The following is a 15,684-nucleotide window of genomic DNA, read 5'->3' on the forward strand; positions in this document are numbered from 1 at the left end:
CTCTTCCTTTTTCCGGGAACCTTTTAAAAATAAAATAATTAATCATTTATATACATTAATAATTATCAAAACCATGAAAAATTTAATCTCATTATTTACATTACTTTTAGCAATCACTTTTAGCGCACAGGCGCAAGACGTAAAAACAGTTGCTTTAGAACAAACTAAAGGAGAATTTACTCAAAAAGAAATCAAATTATCTGAGGGAAGTTATATTTTCAATATCACTAATAATCAAGCGGGAACTGATGTAGGTTTCGTATTAGTACCTCAAGGAAAAGATGCATCTGATGCCAAAAATCACATCAAAGAAGCATACGTAACTAAGGTAGTTGCCGAAGGTAAAACTGAAAGCTCGAATACAGTTACGCTACAGAAAGGAACATATACATACTTTTGTCCGTTAAATAAGACACCGCAATATACTCTGGTAGTAGAGTAATTACATGTCTTTTTCAAAACTTAAAACCTTGTTAATATAGATTAGCAAGGTTTTTCTTTTTATATTTTAGCTAAAAACTAACCCTGATGAAAAACTTATTTGTCCTCGTAGTATGTCTTTTGACATTAGTTGCCTGTAAAACCGATGTTAAAAAGCAGAATCAATACGAAGAAGATGTAGAAGTAAGAGATCCACAACTTATTACTAACAAGGAGAAAAAGAAAATGCTTACTACAGCCGAGGCTATTGCGCATGCAAATGGATTTGAACATTGGAATAAAGTAAAAGAAATAATCTTCACTTTTAATGTGGATCGAGATACAGTCCACTCAGAACGATCGTGGAACTGGAAGCCTAAAGAAAATCTGGTTACCATGACCTCTGCAACAGATACCATTACGTATAATAGAACTCAAATAGATAGTACTAATCAAAAAGCAGACGAAGGTTTTATCAATGACAAATATTGGTTATTGGCTCCTTTTAATTTAGTTTGGGATAGCGCAAGTTTTACTTCGCAACATCAAGTAAAAGCTGTTGCTCCAATTAGTAATAAAGAAATGCAAAAGCTAACCATTGTTTATAAAAATGAAGGTGGGTATACTCCGGGCGATGCTTATGATTTTTATTTTGAAGGGGATTTCATTATCAAAGAATGGGTTTTTAGACAAAAAAATACCGCAGAGCCATCATTGATTACTTCTTGGGAAAATTATAATACGTATAACGGAATCAAAATTGCAAAAACTCATAAACGCAATGAAGGTGATTGGACCTTACATTTTACAAATATTGAGATAATTACAGAATAACACACCGGTATTATATATCGGTTATGCTTCTTTTTTCTTAAGAAAGAAAGTGATTATCATGGCTATACTAGTCGCTACCAATAAGGCTATAAAGCTAAGTTGAAGACTATCTATTTTTGATAAAAAACCTAAAAGTGGCGGACTTAATAAAAAGCCTAAATATCCAAACCCGGCAACAAAAGAGATTCCTTGTGCAGCAGAAATACCATTGGTTTTTCCTGCTAGTCTAAATAACTCAGGAATAATTACCGAAAACCCTAACCCTACCAATCCAAAACCAAAGATGCTAATTACTAATTGAGAAGCTAATACTGCAGAAAATCCAAGAATACTTAAAACACATCCACCGACAATTATAGCTAGCGATCCAAATCGTTTACTAATTGCATCTCCCAAAAAGCGCCCCAATGTCATCGTGGCAGAAAAAGCTACGAATCCAAACCCGGATATCTTCTCTGAAGTAACCTTTATAACATCTTGCAAATATAACTTGCTCCAATGCTCTATGGCACCTTCGCTACCCATAATTAAAAAAGCTATAATAGTAAGCCCAAGTAGCGGACGAATAAGACTTAAATCATAAGACTCTTTTTTCTTTTTGGAGGCACTACCTTTGATATCAAAGTACGCTTTGAAGATTATCAAATTAGTAAGGATAACAAAAATTACGGCGCATAGCATATGCATTATTGGAACTTCAAAATAATCAATTATTAAACTCCCAATACCGGCTCCAATTACACCTCCTAAACTAAAAAAACCATGTGAAGCCGACATAATATGAATTGTATCTTCTTGTTCAATATCCGAGACAAGGGCATTCATAGAAATATCGGTTAGGCATCCTGACAATCCTACTAAAAAAAGAGAAATACACAATGTAAGATACGTGGGCATCAATAAAGGGATCAAAAATAACAACGAGAATACTACAATAGCAAAAAATGTAGTTTTGCCGACCCCTATCCTATCAATGATTAAAGATGACAAAGGAATCATTACAAGGGTACCTAGGGCAAAACAAAATAATGCAATCCCCAATTGTGCATCATCTATTGCCAATTTGGATCGTACCTGAGGAATATAAAGTACCCAAGTACCGACAATGATGTTTAACGATGCAAATACCCATGCAGGACCAAAGTAACGCAGCTTTGTAAGGATCAATTGTAGTGAGTTCATTATTAGTTAGTTTGCATACTCATTGTTATCATCTCAAAATTAAGACTATACCAGCATTAATTCATAAAACAAAATATTCCATCCCTAAGACAAAATATTCTAATAAGCTCTTTATAAATAAAAAAAATGATAATTTTATTACATGAAAATGTCTTATGAGCAAATCTATCTAGAGCAATCCAAGTCTTTAAAAATAGAGACCTATACTTACGATTCGCTATGTAACACTATTAATTGGCATATACATCCAGAGTATGAAATTGTGTATATTAAAAATGGTAGTGGTAAAATTCAACTTGATAGATATTCTCAAGAGTATACTGATGGATGTATCATTTTTTTAGGACCGAATATTCCACACATGCCTTTTGGCAATAAAGAATTTAAGACCAATGTAGAAGTAGTGATTCAATTTCCAGAAGCTTTTGTTACAGAAAAACTAATTCATTTTCCTGAGTTTGCATCGATGATGAAATTCATTCAAAAATCAACACAAGGCATCATCTTTTCTTCTGAGACTCATAAAAAATTATCTGCCGCTTTTCTGAAATTCAGAAATCAAAATAATACCGAAAAGCTCCTAAATTTTTCACAACTATTATATCAACTTTCAATTTCTGAAGGTCAAAAGTTAATTCTTAAAAACAATCATTCTTTAGAGATTAACAAACATTCTCTAGAAAGAATTGCAAAAGTATACCAGTATATAAATAAGAACTATAATAAAGAAATACGATCAGAAAGCATTGCCAATAGCTTAGGGTTGACTCCAAATTCTTTTTGCAGAATGTTTAAATCATCTACTAATCGAAGTTTTATTAATTTTCTAAATGAGTTTAGAATACGAAAAGCGCAAGAACATTTCGAAAACGATAAACATGTTACAGTTTCAGAAGTTATGTATCAATGCGGGTTTAACGATCCTTCTTACTTTTCAAGGCAGTTTAAAAAGTACTTAGGTGTCTCTCCTTCAGATTACAACAAACAGTAACCTAGGATTGTTTCGGTTTATGTATTAATTGACTAAACCCTACCTTATCAATGAAACGTGTTATTACATTAGGCATCAATCGATATTTTCTTCTTCATTGACCTCTTCTACTTGACCCGACTGATAATCTATACGGTACTTCTTTTCTTTACAACAGCTTTGAGTAGAATATAATCCAAAAAGTTGACTCGTATTTGTATATCCACCAATAATAATTTCTGCATGTGTCTTATATCGCAACAATTTTCTAAATATTCCATAAGCATTTATGGGTGGATTTGTTCTAAACTCCCCATCAGTGTGGTAATAAATCGAAATACCTCGATAAACCCGACTAAACAAAGCTCCATGTTGAGTCTTCCATTTTGTAACATATATTATCTTTCCTTCTTTAGGCAATCGAATAGTGCCCACTATCGGTTTTGGGTTGTTTGCAGTTATTTGTGCTAATATTACGAGAGCAAATATTACAGTGAATATCGTGAGCAAAACTTTAACAATTTTCTTTAAGGAAAGATTCCAGTACATAACTATCAAAACAAAGGCGTTAATAATGAAGATAACCCCCAAAATTTTGATCCAAGTAAAAATATTACTTAGCGATTTAGGGTTAATAGTATTATAATCACTACTAATAATAGTCAATGCTAGAGTTACCGAAAATAGAAAAACACCACTACTTAAAAATGCATAATACGGCTTTCTATTCTCTGTATTAGTATCTGGATTTTGTTTCACCTTGCTCTTAAAATTACGTTTCTTTGATTTTTATGTATTGAAAATACAATTTGTTACCGTAAAGAACCATATTTTGCAAAAAGACTTACAATCTCAATAATACTAACTAGACAACTCACTATTCTTTTCTAAAATCCCTTGTTTTAGTATTTGTCCAAATCTAAACATATCTTCAAAAGAGCAATAAAATGGAGCGGGAGCCAATCGAATTACATTGGGTTCTCTCCAATCGGTTATCACACCGTTCTTCATCAAAAATTCGAATAGTTTTTTGCCTTCTCCATGCAAAAATACGGAAAGCTGGGTTCCTCGTTCTTTAGGGTTAGATGGAGTAATAATTTCAAAAGTACTTTCTACTTGCGCATCTATTTCTTTCAGAATATATTCTAGATAAGCTACAATGAGATTCCGTTTTTTGATTAGGGCATCCATACCAACTTCATCAAATAATTCTAACGATGCCAGATATGGCGCCAAAGCTAAAATTGGTGCATTGCTTAACTGCCAGGCATCTGCATTAGGCATGGGTTCAAACTGGGGTTTCATCAAAAAACGGGTTTCTCTACTTGTACCCCACCATCCTTCAAATCTTGGAATCTCTGTTTGATTATGAAAACGCTCATGTATAAAGCACCCCGAGGCGTTACCTGGTCCACTATTCATATACTTATAGCTACACCAAGAAGCAAAATCAACATCCCAATCGTGTAGTTCTAATTTAATATTCCCGGCGGCATGTGCAAGATCCCATCCTACAAAAGCGCCAATATCATGCCCTGCTTTTGTGATGGTTTTCATATCAAAAACTTGTCCTGTATAATAATTTACGCCTCCAATCAAAATAAGAGCACATTCCTCTCCAACCTCAGTAATTGTATCGAGAATATCTTCTATCCTAAAATTATGTTCTCCATCACGTTTCTTGATTTCTACTATAGCATCATTAGGGTCATATCCATGAAACCGAACTTGGCTCTGCAACATATATTGATCACTTGGAAAAGCTTTTTCTTCACAAATGATCTTATATCTTTTTCCTTTAGGTCTATAAAAAGAAACCATTAACAAATGAAGGTTTACTGTAAGTGTATTCATTACAGTAATTTCTGAAGGTTTGGCCCCTATAATTTTACTAAGAGGATTAGCCAATCGCTCATGGTAATCCCACCAAGGTTTATCTGCATAAAAATGTCCTTCAACAGCAAGCTCTTCCCAGTCTTGCATTACCTCATCAACATATTTTTTTGCGTTTTTAGGCTGCAACCCTAGCGAATTTCCTGTGAAATAAATAACCTGCTTTTCATTAACTTTTGGAAAAAGAAAATGATCTCTATATGAGTTTAATGTATCCTGTTTGTCTAATCTTTGAGCAAATTCTAAAGTATTCTCAAATTGCATTCTTGGTGTTTTGATCCAAAAATACAGATTAGAAATGACAGATAAGAATATCTTGTTCATAAAGTTTTTTAGCTTTGCAAAAAAGTTAGCAACATGCATTTTATTCCTGAAGAGTTAGATAATTACGTTGTAAAACACACACAACAAGAACCTGAATTATTACAACAACTTACTCGAGAAACATATCAAAAAATACTACAACCTCGAATGCTTAGTGGTCCATATCAAGGACGTGTTCTAAGTATGCTATCTAAACTCATTGCTCCAAAAAACATCCTTGAAATTGGAACATATACTGGCTATTCTGCCCTTTGTTTAGCTGAAGGAATTCAAAAAGAAGGAGCGTTGCATACCATAGATATTAATGAAGAATTAGAGGACTTTCAGAGAAAATATTTTGACCTTTCTCCTTATGGAAAACAGATCCACCAACACATTGGAGACGCCACTCAAATAATCCCTAATCTCGATAGTACATTTGATTTGGTATTCATTGATGCAGATAAACCTAATTACCCCACATATTTTGAACTAATTATTGAAAAGATGAATACTGGAGGTGTAATACTATCTGATAATGTATTGTGGAGTGGAAAAATAATTCAAGAAGTTGCTGAAGAAGACATATCTACAAAAGCGCTTCTGGAGTACAATAAACTTTTGATTACAGATAAAAGAATAGAAACCGTCTTACTACCTATTAGAGATGGATTAACAATTAGTAGAGTTATGTAAAATAAACAAAGGGAGCTTTTGAAAGCTCCCTTTGTTTATTTGTTTTAATACATTATGATTATTGAACTGCTTTAAAAGCATCAATATTACCATAACCAAATCGTCTATTACGGTTTGGATAATTATCTGCTGCACGTCTTAATTTATCTAGCACCTGATCTCTATTCATGTTTGGATTACGAGCCCATACTAATGCTGCGATACCCGCAGTTGTTGCTGTAGCAACCGATGATCCTCCGACCATATTTCTTGTATTACTATTAAACCCTATTACAGGCACTGTTCTATCACTGTTGGCTCTTCTTTGCATAGCAATAGTAAAATCAATTTGTCTACCACTATGGCAGTTACTACAACGATCTCCATTATCTTTTACTCCTGTAACCGCTACAGTTTCAGACATCGATGCAGGAAAAGTTACTGGATACCAATTGGTAAAACTGGTAGATGTTCCTCCTGCAGCAAAAATTAACTTACCTCTATTATGGGCATATCGAACAGCATCTTTTACACTTCCTATAGACCATACATAACCCAATGACATAGAAATAATACGCACATCTGATCTATCGCCTAGTTGTCTTAACGCGTTACTAACTCCTCTGCGTTCTCTTGAGCTATTTAACAATACATCTCCAGTACCTCTATATGCCACAAGGTTTGCATTGTATGCAACTCCTACAGGCATCCCATCATCATTACGAGGAGAAACCATTGCTGATGCCATTGATGTTCCGTGACCGCATTGATCACTATCTGATCCATCAAAGGTTCCAAATCTTTGTACAGTTCTTCCGGTAGAAAATCCATCATTAAATCCATTACTACTTAAAAGATTTTGACTAGATGATATTCCTGTATCTATTAAACCAATAGTGATTCCTGCTCCTGTACTTAAATTCCATGCTTGAGGAACATTATGAACGTCAAAATTCCAAGGTAACCATGCATTTGGTGAGATTACTCTATAATCCTGCGTATTTAACGTTCGGTTTCCTGTTTCACAACCAAAAGACTTCGGCTGTATTTCATTATTACTAAATAAAAAAGATTCATAACCTAGAGGGTCCAGATAACGAATTTGGTCAGCCGATTTTAACGCTCTAATGGTTTCTATATCAGAAATTTGAACATCTATAGCATTAAGAACATCATAATCATAAACTATTGGATCTGACTTTGATATATCTTCAGAAGACCTTACAATGTTTACTATATTTTCTTTTGCATCTATCAATCTGGAAGATTTTTCTATAGAGAAGCTTTCTCCTTCATAACCAAAACCAATGCTTAAAATTCCGCCACCATGCATAACGGCACTATATAACATATCATCAGGAGCATCCATCCATTTGACGTCTCCATATTGCCTTAATTGGCTTTCGATATAATCGTTAATTACTTTTTTAGATAATAATTCTTGGGATTGAAAAGAATTTGAGTTTGGATCAATAATTTCATTAGGGTCATCTTTTGAGCATGAGAATACCAGAATAAGCCCAATGGCAAAAAGTGCAATTTTTTTCATTTTGAATAAGATTTACGAGTTTGTGTATAAAAGCCTATGTAATAAAAAATCCTTGGGACGCGGAAAAATTATCATTTAGTTAATTTCATGGCTAATATATTAAATATTCACTAAATATTACACCTGTTTATTAAGATAATGGCAATGAAATTGAAAATATTATGCTTGCACAGCATCTAGAATAAAGTTGAAATTTCCCCGTAACCCAAGTAAACATTGAGGTTTAATAGAAAAGAAAGTATACTTACAATAATCACAAAAAAATCATAGATTTTTTAATAAATGCTAAAAAATTACACACTAAAATTAAGTAAAACTAAAAAATAGAGGGTTACAGCTTACGTTTTACCGGACCGGTAATCTCATTGACATCATCTTTAACTTTGTCAATCTCCTTTTTGATATCTGTAGTAATGGAATTAGGGATATCTGTATCTATACCATGTTTTTCTGCACTTTTGGTGATTTCGGTTTTGATATCGTTAGTAGCATCTTTAACAATACGCATACCTTTACCTAAGCCACGAGCAATTTCAGGGATCTTATCGGCCCCAAAAACCATCACCAGTATAAAAACGATGAAAGCAATTTCTGTTCCGCTAATAAATAAAGGTAGTGTAATCATAATGCAAATATATAGAATATCGTTAAAACAAAAGCCATCCTCGGCATATCGGGATGGCTTTTATTTAGAATTTATTTTTTAACTATTGTCCTTTAACTTTATTTTTAAATTCTTGAAACTTTCCTAATTTTTTTCGTTTAGGCCAACTATTATTGGATGTATCAATATCTGCTGTTTCCTGATTAGGATCTACAACAATTTTTGAAATAGCCTTCTCTGTAGCCATAGCTCTTTTTACTGAGCTATCATTTTTACGCCAGATCTCTGCGGGATAGGTAATTGTTTCAGTAGTACCATCCTCATAGGTATATTCTACTATTAATGGCATTACCAATCCTCCTGGTTTTTCAAATGTAATCTCATAGAAAAACTTTGGATTTTTCATTCGTGCTCTTTCTTCGGCAGAAAAATTATCCATTAAGTACTCTTTTAATTTTATTGGGTCTTCAATTATACCATCATTCCCTTTAATTCTAGTATAATCATCACTTCCTTCTTCTACCATAACCACTAAATCTGCGGGGTTAGCAAATCTTAACCTTCTATTATTTGAGGCAAAACGCTGAGATTCTAATGTTGGAATTTTAGAGACTACAAATTTCTTTACCTCGCTAACACCAATATCAGTATAATCAGTGGTATAAAACCAACCTCTCCAAAACCAATCCAAATCTACCGCAGAAGCATCTTCCATAGTTCTAAAAAAGTCTTCAGGTGTTGGATGTTTGAACATCCAGCGTTGAGAATAGGTTCTAAATGCATAATCAAAAAGTTCTCTTCCCATCACAGTTTCTCTAAGAATATTTAATCCTGTCGCCGGTTTTGCATATGCATTCGGACCAAATTGATGAATATTATTAGACTGCGTCATTATAGGAGATAAACGGTTTTGGTTTCCACTCATATAAGGAACAATTTTTGCAGCTGGACCTCGACGAGATGGATATTTTTTATCTTTTCCTAATGCCTCTGGATACCACTCTCCGAAATCTTGCTCTGCCACATATTGTACGAATGTATTCAGACCTTCGTCCATCCAAGTCCATTGACGTTCATCACTATTTACAATCATTGGAAAGAAGTTATGACCAACCTCATGGATGATAACACTCATCATTCCGTACTTAACCCTATCAGAATATGCTCCGTCAGGATCAGGTCTACCATAGTTCCAACAAATCATAGGATATTCCATTCCTTGATTTTTAGCATGTACTGAAATAGCCTTGTGATATGGATAATCAAAGGTCATTCGGCTATACGATTTTAAGGTACTTGCAACTACTTTTGTTGACCAATCTTCCCAAAGTGGATTTCCTTCTTTTGGATACATTGACACAGCCATAACATCTCTATCACCAATCTTAACAGCCATCATGTCCCAGATAAATCTTCTCGAAGTTGCGAATCCAAAATCACGAACATTTTCAGCTTTTAATTTCCAGGTTTTCTTCTTGTCAGAAAAAGATTTAGAAGCTTTATCTGCTTCTTCTTGCGAAACAATAATTACTGGATTTTCATATGATTTTTTTGCTTTATCATATCGACTCAACATTTCTTTAGTAAACACCTCTTTTCGGTTTACTAGCACACCAGTACCGTCCAAAATATGATCTGCTGGCACTGTAATATTTACTTCAAAATTACCGAAAGGTAGTGCAAACTCTCCACGCCCCCAGAATTGATGATTTTGCCATCCTTCGACATCATTATACACCGCCATACGTGGGTAAAACTGAGCGATAACATAAGCTCTGTTTCCATCTTCAAACTCTTCGTAACCAGATCTGCCACGACCGTTTACATGATCATTGATATTATACCACCAGTCTATTGAGAATACAAACTTACCCCCTGGCTCTAAATTCTTAGGCATTTCAACTCTCATCATAGTTCTGTTGATCGTATGCTTCAGTGGTTTTCCATTTGCGTCTTTTACAGAAGTGATATTAAATCCACCATCAAAAGGTTCGGACATATATTTAGTTAAGAAGCCTTTTGGAGTATTTGCAAGATCTACACCGCTTCCTTGTATAAGCGGAGTTTTAGAATCTTTAGCACGCATGTTTTGATCTAATTGCACCCAAAGAAATTCTAAATTATCTGGTGAGTTATTAGTGTAGGTAATCGTTTCTTTACCGGTTATTTTTTTATTTTTATCATCAAGCTCTATATCCATTTTGTAATCTGCTTGCTGCTGATAATATGCTGATCCCGGGGCTCCTGACCCTGTTCTATACATATTTGGAGTAGCAAACTCTTCATACATTTGCTTGAATTTATTTTGATTGGTATGCCCCAGCTCGCGAGTTTTCTCTGAAGATCCTTCATTTTGAGCGTATGTAATAGCTCCTGACATTAAAATGGCTGCCAAAAGAACCTGAAATACATTTTTCATTTGAGTAATTTTGAGTTAATTGAAAATAATTTGCAAAATAGTCGTTTTTTAAAAGTTTAGCGTTTCATTCACTAAATTTTAACACCCCTGTACTCCTACCTCCTTCTAAAATTAAACTCTTACGTTGGTTTTCTTTTTTGACATGTACAATATTTTGTTGTTCTTCAAAAAGATCCATTAAAATTTCATTTGAGATTTCTATAGCGTCAAAGGACTTAACATTTTCGATTTCTAAATAACATATAATCAGATCATCTTCGTATTCTTTCCCTAAAAATGTAAAAGAAACTTCTTTATTATTTACAATAAATTTTAATTTCTGATTAAAATATTTCTCAAGATGTTGATCTATTTTACTGGCCTCTTTAGTAGAATTTAAAGTGATAGAGTCGTCATATCGCTCTCTCAAAACATCCTCCATGTCATCAATAAAAATTCTTGAAATGATCTGTAAAGACTTTTCCTCTTTATTATAATCTACTTGTGTAACGCTAACATAAAATTTATGGGTTACAAAAGAGCTTAAAGTAATGTAAATTCCTATTAGAAATAATAGTAATGATTTATTCGTCATGTATAATTGTAAAATGCTAAATGTAATTAAATTTAGAGATTTGAATTAAAAAATTGTGCCAAAATTAAATTTATGAATCATAAACTTTAAAAATCTTATCATTCTACCTGTTAAAGAGCCTCTAGCACTTTACTTTTTTCTAAGAGAAACTACTTCAGGTTCCCTAAACGATTGTCAAGAAAAAGATGGATTGAAGATTAACATATTGCAATTATTAAGTAGGATTTACTATTGCCGTTGACGATATAGTTTACTTTGAATTACTAAAAATTGAAGTAAATCTAATTCTTTACCTGTTTCAAAATACGCATTATTCAAACCATTATCTTCGGCAAAGAAGAGAAAGTCATTTATTTGATGTATTTCTAGAGCCAAGTAATCTTTAAAGAAGTCATCATTATACATATTTCTAACTTTAACATCTATATCCTTTGGCTCTTTTTTGGTTTTTGATTTATTCTTATTCTCAAAAGCCAATTTAAAAAGGTTTACAAAGTTTAGGCCGTTGATAAATCTTTCTTCCACAAATGCATTATTCTCTGGAGTTGTTAAATCATCTGGCGTAAAATCATAATCTGTATCATTAATTTTGGAAGATGTTTGTTTAGCAACATCTTTAATACCACTTTGGCTGTATCCTATTTTTTTTACATCAACCGATACATTTCCTAATAAATCATACGGTGTAACCACTACCTCTTCTAATTGATTTACAGATTCGTTTAGAAAAACATTCAATTTTTTAGTATTTATAATTCCTTTATCAACCAAAATAACAAAATGCTGATATTGCATAGCTACCACTTCAATTTTATCATTAATTCCTGCATTAATTCTAAAAACTCCATCTTTATTACTAATAGTTCCCTTATTTGTACTACGGTTATACACAACAACACCTTCTACATCGTCTCCTATTGGGGCACTTATTTTGCCATCAATAATAACTCTAGAGGTAATTTGTGCCATTGTTAAACTTATTGTAAAACAGATAAGAGCTAGGGATAGTTTAATTTTCATAATTTGCAGCGATTGAATTTTCTTCAATTAAGATACTACATTTTTTTATCTTCAATTCAGATTTCAATATAAGAAAACGTTAAACTACCTTTACAAAAAAACCAATGACAAATTGTATAATCGCTAGCACTTCAACCATTCATGGAAGTAAACCATTAGAATACTTACGTGAAGCTTTACTTGAATTATATTCAGGAATTGATGAAATATTATTTATTCCTTATGCCCGTCCTGGCGGAATTACACATGATGAATATACATCTAATGTCAATATCGCTTTTAATAAAATCAATAAAAAAACAGTTGGTATACATACATTTTCCAATCCGGCTGAAGCCCTTAAAAATGCTAAAGGAATATTTACGGGAGGGGGAAATACGTTTCTGCTAGTAGACCAATTATATAGAAATAAAGTTATTGAGCCCCTTAAAAATGCTATACATTCTGGAACACCTTACTTAGGAACGAGTGCCGGAAGCAATATATGTGGACTTACCATGCAGACCACAAATGACATGCCTATTGTGTATCCTCCTAGTTTTAAAACTTTAGGAATAGTTCCTTTTAATATTAACCCGCATTATCTTGACCCAGATCCAAATTCTACTCATAAAGGTGAAACAAGAGAAACCAGAATCAAAGAGTTTCATAATCTGGACCCCCAACCTGTTGTTGGTCTTAGAGAGGGAAGTTGGCTAAATGTCAAGGGTCAAGAAGTTTTATTAAAAGGAAAATTATCTGCTCGAATTTTTGAGCAGAATAAAACCCCATACGAAGTTGAACCTGAAAGTGCATTATCTAATTTAAACTAAAACAACACTGTGGATTATCAACAAATCCTTAATCAAATCGAAGATGAACTTTATACCCAGAAAAGTACGGGGAAAATAGCTTCCTATATCCCTGAATTGGCTAAAATAGATCCCCACAAACTAGGTATGCATTTATATTGCATTAACTCTGGGCATTATCATTTTGGATGTAATGATGAGAGATTTTCTATTCAAAGTATATCAAAGGTATTTGCTCTTACCCTTGCAATGTCTTTATTAGGTGACGATTTGTTTAAACGTGTAGATGTAGAACCTTCTGGAAACCCTTTCAATTCTTTAGTGCAACTAGAATACGAACAAGGAATACCCAGAAACCCCTTTATCAATGCAGGAGCGTTAGTAATTTCTGATATTTTAATTTCTCAATTAGATAATCCCAAAAAGGATTTTCTGAATTTTATTCACCAGATTACAGATGAACCTTCTATAACTATAAATACCGATGTTTTTAAATCAGAAAAAGAATATAGCTACCGTAATGCTGCTGTATTAAACCTTATGAAAGCTTTTGGTAATATTGAAAATGATATCGATACAGTTTTGGACTTTTATATTTATCAATGTTCTATAGAAATGTCTTGTAAAGAGCTCTCAAAAGCATTTATGATTTATGCGAATCAAGGAAAAAAACTTATAGACAACACTCAAATTATATCGCTTCAAAAAACAAAGCGTATTAATGCCATAATGCAAACCTGTGGTTTTTATGATGAAGCAGGCGAATTTAGTTTTAGAGTTGGACTACCAGGAAAAAGTGGTGTTGGAGGGGGTATTGTAGCCATTCACCCCCACCAATACGCAGTAACAATATGGAGCCCTAAACTTAATCCAAAAGGAAATTCTGAATTGGGGATGTATGCCTTAGAACGATTAACCACTTTGACTGGGTTATCAATTTTTTAATTTTTTATTTCTCTGTTTCTTTCTGAATGAGATTTTCTTTACCAGTATTCATTTTATTCTTATAAAAATTATATCCCTGGGCCATAATAATTACCAAAATAAAATAAACAAACAGAGAGTTGTACGTAGTGCCTTTGCCAGAATGTACAATTATAGAAGTTGCAGATAAAGGAAGAGCTACCAAAATAAGTTTAAGATCTTGCCAGTTTTTTCTTTTATATAAAAAATAAACTAACGGAAATAATAACCATCCTACATAAGAAACCGGGATTGTGGTAGTCAATGTTCTGGCTATTCTTTTAAATATAATTGTGATATACCATACTGGATCATTCTTGATATCATCAATCACCTTTTTTTTCACCACTTTTTCATAATTCGGAAGCTCTTCCGGTTTTTTATAGTATAGCCTATGATCATCATAATAATCGTTCGTAATGTATCCTCCAGAATAATTAATATCCATACCATACTCTTTTTGCAAAATTGGAATAGCATATTGATATGCTATAACATCATACCATTGATACCCATATTTGGTATCAAAATCACCTAAACCACAAAAAACCGGGTGCCAAAAATTATGCCCGCTCAATCTTGGACCATTATATATATGTCCTCCGTGATTACCTACCAGATGCATTGTTTGTTCAAATTTTAAGCTAAAATGATACCTGATCATTGTCTTACTAGCATTAAAACAAAAAAGTACTACCAACACATAAATAATTTTAGGCGCCCATCTAATACTTGATGATAAAATATAAATCAACAGAAGAGATACAATCACAACCGAAACTTCATTCCTGAATTCGCTAAAAAACCCAACTAAAGCTCCAGATATTATAGCAACAATTACATACTTGAAATAATTAATAGACTTGGAAAACAAAAAAGGTAAATTAAGGCCAAGAACAATAAAAAAGGATGAGGCCATCAATCCAAAAATATTATCTCTACAATAGACTTCATAAATAAAAAATGGAGTACAATTAATTAAAATCAACAGTAAAAGTCCAAATAATGGTTTTTTAATACGCCAAAAACCTATAAACAAGACTAAAAGCCCCGCTACAAATAATAACGAATTAAACAATTTAATCGAAGGATTCTCAGGAGATCCTTTAACCAATGCATTGGGCATATATGCCAGAATCCTTGCAGATTCTCCTAATCTGGACCAATGCATATACTCCATAATAAGATCATTAGGCCTATTTTTTATTTCATTTTTAGCACCTTCTTCAGAGTAGTCTAAATCACCATTTAAGGTTGCTAAAGGAAACTGATTCAAATAATAATAGAAGTAAATAAATCGATATGCTTTATCAGGAGAAAATCCAGCTGCATCCTTTCGTGCCTGTATTTCGGGTATTTTTTTATAATCTGTTTTAACATAAAGAAATGCATTAAAAAGAATCACCGACAATAAGACAATTCTCAATCCTTTTTTTGCCTTTAGAAACAATTCGAAACGACTAATTAAATCTAATACTTTATTCATA

At 33.0% G+C, this 15,684-nt stretch carries 15 protein-coding genes; 6 read left to right on the top strand and 9 right to left on the bottom strand.

Going from position 1 to position 15,684, the window contains the following annotated elements; translation table 11 throughout:
* Window positions 1-73 precede the first annotated feature (73 nt).
* Window positions 74-442 carry a cupredoxin domain-containing protein gene (locus JJQ60_RS07415; RefSeq protein WP_201918267.1) on the top strand — a complete coding sequence of 123 codons (369 nt, stop codon included), beginning with the start codon at window positions 74-76 and terminating at the stop codon, window positions 440-442.
* A gap of 86 nt (window positions 443-528) precedes the next feature.
* A complete protein-coding gene (locus JJQ60_RS07420) occupies window positions 529-1,254 on the top strand; it encodes a hypothetical protein (protein WP_201918269.1) in 726 nt (241 codons plus the stop codon).
* 21 nt (window positions 1,255-1,275) lie between these two features.
* Here the strand turns inward: JJQ60_RS07420 and JJQ60_RS07425 are convergent, their stop codons facing one another.
* Window positions 1,276-2,436 (bottom strand): MFS transporter, encoded by a 1,161-nt coding sequence (locus JJQ60_RS07425; RefSeq protein ID WP_201918271.1) that lies wholly within the window; start codon window positions 2,434-2,436, stop codon window positions 1,276-1,278.
* A gap of 142 nt (window positions 2,437-2,578) precedes the next feature.
* Between JJQ60_RS07425 and JJQ60_RS07430 the strand changes: the two genes are divergently transcribed.
* Window positions 2,579-3,427 carry an AraC family transcriptional regulator gene (locus tag JJQ60_RS07430; protein ID WP_201918273.1) on the top strand — a complete coding sequence of 283 codons (849 nt, stop codon included), beginning with the start codon at window positions 2,579-2,581 and terminating at the stop codon, window positions 3,425-3,427.
* Between the two features lie 75 nt (window positions 3,428-3,502).
* Here the strand turns inward: JJQ60_RS07430 and JJQ60_RS07435 are convergent, their stop codons facing one another.
* Window positions 3,503-4,165, bottom strand: coding sequence for a hypothetical protein (locus JJQ60_RS07435; RefSeq protein ID WP_201918275.1), 663 nt, complete (start codon window positions 4,163-4,165; stop codon window positions 3,503-3,505).
* A gap of 102 nt (window positions 4,166-4,267) precedes the next feature.
* Window positions 4,268-5,563, bottom strand: coding sequence for a kynureninase (gene kynU / locus JJQ60_RS07440; RefSeq protein ID WP_201919668.1), 1,296 nt, complete (start codon window positions 5,561-5,563; stop codon window positions 4,268-4,270).
* Window positions 5,564-5,656: 93 nt separating this feature from the next.
* On the opposite strand from kynU, the gene JJQ60_RS07445 reads away from it, so the two are divergent.
* Window positions 5,657-6,298, top strand: coding sequence for an O-methyltransferase (locus JJQ60_RS07445; protein ID WP_201918277.1), 642 nt, complete (start codon window positions 5,657-5,659; stop codon window positions 6,296-6,298).
* Window positions 6,299-6,356: 58 nt separating this feature from the next.
* Here JJQ60_RS07445 and JJQ60_RS07450 read toward each other — a convergent pair whose 3' ends face one another.
* The 5 genes from JJQ60_RS07450 to JJQ60_RS07470 all read right to left on the bottom strand — a co-directional run bounded on the left by JJQ60_RS07450 (window position 6,357) and on the right by JJQ60_RS07470 (window position 12,392).
* Window positions 6,357-7,826 carry a S8 family peptidase gene (locus tag JJQ60_RS07450; RefSeq protein ID WP_201918279.1) on the bottom strand — a complete coding sequence of 490 codons (1,470 nt, stop codon included), beginning with the start codon at window positions 7,824-7,826 and terminating at the stop codon, window positions 6,357-6,359.
* Between the two features lie 331 nt (window positions 7,827-8,157).
* Entirely contained in the window at window positions 8,158-8,451 is a 294-nt protein-coding gene (locus tag JJQ60_RS07455) for a Sec-independent protein translocase subunit TatA/TatB (protein ID WP_201918281.1), read from the bottom strand.
* A gap of 82 nt (window positions 8,452-8,533) precedes the next feature.
* The gene (locus JJQ60_RS07460; protein ID WP_201918283.1) at window positions 8,534-10,849 is read right to left on the bottom strand and encodes a M1 family metallopeptidase; all 2,316 of its coding nucleotides are present in this window, start codon (window positions 10,847-10,849) and stop codon (window positions 8,534-8,536) included.
* Between the two features lie 64 nt (window positions 10,850-10,913).
* Window positions 10,914-11,423, bottom strand: coding sequence for a DUF6702 family protein (locus JJQ60_RS07465; protein ID WP_201918285.1), 510 nt, complete (start codon window positions 11,421-11,423; stop codon window positions 10,914-10,916).
* 228 nt (window positions 11,424-11,651) lie between these two features.
* On the bottom strand, window positions 11,652-12,392 hold the full coding sequence (locus tag JJQ60_RS07470) for a carboxypeptidase-like regulatory domain-containing protein (protein WP_201918287.1): 741 nt from the start codon (window positions 12,390-12,392) through the stop codon (window positions 11,652-11,654).
* Window positions 12,393-12,547: 155 nt separating this feature from the next.
* On the opposite strand from JJQ60_RS07470, the gene pepE reads away from it, so the two are divergent.
* Both pepE and JJQ60_RS07480 read left to right on the top strand, forming a co-directional pair.
* Entirely contained in the window at window positions 12,548-13,255 is a 708-nt protein-coding gene (pepE, locus tag JJQ60_RS07475; RefSeq protein WP_201918289.1) for a dipeptidase PepE, read from the top strand.
* Window positions 13,256-13,264: 9 nt separating this feature from the next.
* The gene (locus JJQ60_RS07480; RefSeq protein ID WP_201918291.1) at window positions 13,265-14,179 is read left to right on the top strand and encodes a glutaminase; all 915 of its coding nucleotides are present in this window, start codon (window positions 13,265-13,267) and stop codon (window positions 14,177-14,179) included.
* A gap of 4 nt (window positions 14,180-14,183) precedes the next feature.
* Here the strand turns inward: JJQ60_RS07480 and JJQ60_RS07485 are convergent, their stop codons facing one another.
* A complete protein-coding gene (locus tag JJQ60_RS07485; RefSeq protein ID WP_201918293.1) occupies window positions 14,184-15,683 on the bottom strand; it encodes a hypothetical protein in 1,500 nt (499 codons plus the stop codon).
* Window position 15,684 lies beyond the last annotated feature (1 nt).

The sequence above is a fragment of the Aquimarina mytili genome (assembly GCF_016735115.1).
Taxonomy (GTDB): Bacteria; Bacteroidota; Bacteroidia; order Flavobacteriales; family Flavobacteriaceae; genus Aquimarina; species Aquimarina mytili.

Bases quoted from the DNA above. Each gene is read 5' to 3' on its own strand.
- JJQ60_RS07415 (WP_201918267.1), top strand. From the start codon at position 74: ATGAAAAATTTAATCTCATTATTTACATTACTTTTAGCAATCACTTTT.
- JJQ60_RS07420 (WP_201918269.1), top strand. From the start codon at position 529: ATGAAAAACTTATTTGTCCTCGTAGTATGTCTTTTGACATTAGTTGCC.
- JJQ60_RS07425 (WP_201918271.1), bottom strand. From the start codon at position 2,436: ATGAACTCACTACAATTGATCCTTACAAAGCTGCGTTACTTTGGTCCT.
- JJQ60_RS07430 (WP_201918273.1), top strand. From the start codon at position 2,579: ATGAAAATGTCTTATGAGCAAATCTATCTAGAGCAATCCAAGTCTTTA.
- kynU (WP_201919668.1), bottom strand. From the start codon at position 5,563: ATGCAATTTGAGAATACTTTAGAATTTGCTCAAAGATTAGACAAACAG.
- JJQ60_RS07445 (WP_201918277.1), top strand. From the start codon at position 5,657: ATGCATTTTATTCCTGAAGAGTTAGATAATTACGTTGTAAAACACACA.
- JJQ60_RS07450 (WP_201918279.1), bottom strand. From the start codon at position 7,826: ATGAAAAAAATTGCACTTTTTGCCATTGGGCTTATTCTGGTATTCTCA.
- JJQ60_RS07455 (WP_201918281.1), bottom strand. From the start codon at position 8,451: ATGATTACACTACCTTTATTTATTAGCGGAACAGAAATTGCTTTCATC.
- JJQ60_RS07460 (WP_201918283.1), bottom strand. From the start codon at position 10,849: ATGAAAAATGTATTTCAGGTTCTTTTGGCAGCCATTTTAATGTCAGGA.
- JJQ60_RS07465 (WP_201918285.1), bottom strand. From the start codon at position 11,423: ATGACGAATAAATCATTACTATTATTTCTAATAGGAATTTACATTACT.
- JJQ60_RS07470 (WP_201918287.1), bottom strand. From the start codon at position 12,392: ATGGCACAAATTACCTCTAGAGTTATTATTGATGGCAAAATAAGTGCC.
- pepE (WP_201918289.1), top strand. From the start codon at position 12,548: ATGACAAATTGTATAATCGCTAGCACTTCAACCATTCATGGAAGTAAA.
- JJQ60_RS07485 (WP_201918293.1), bottom strand. From the start codon at position 15,683: ATGAATAAAGTATTAGATTTAATTAGTCGTTTCGAATTGTTTCTAAAG.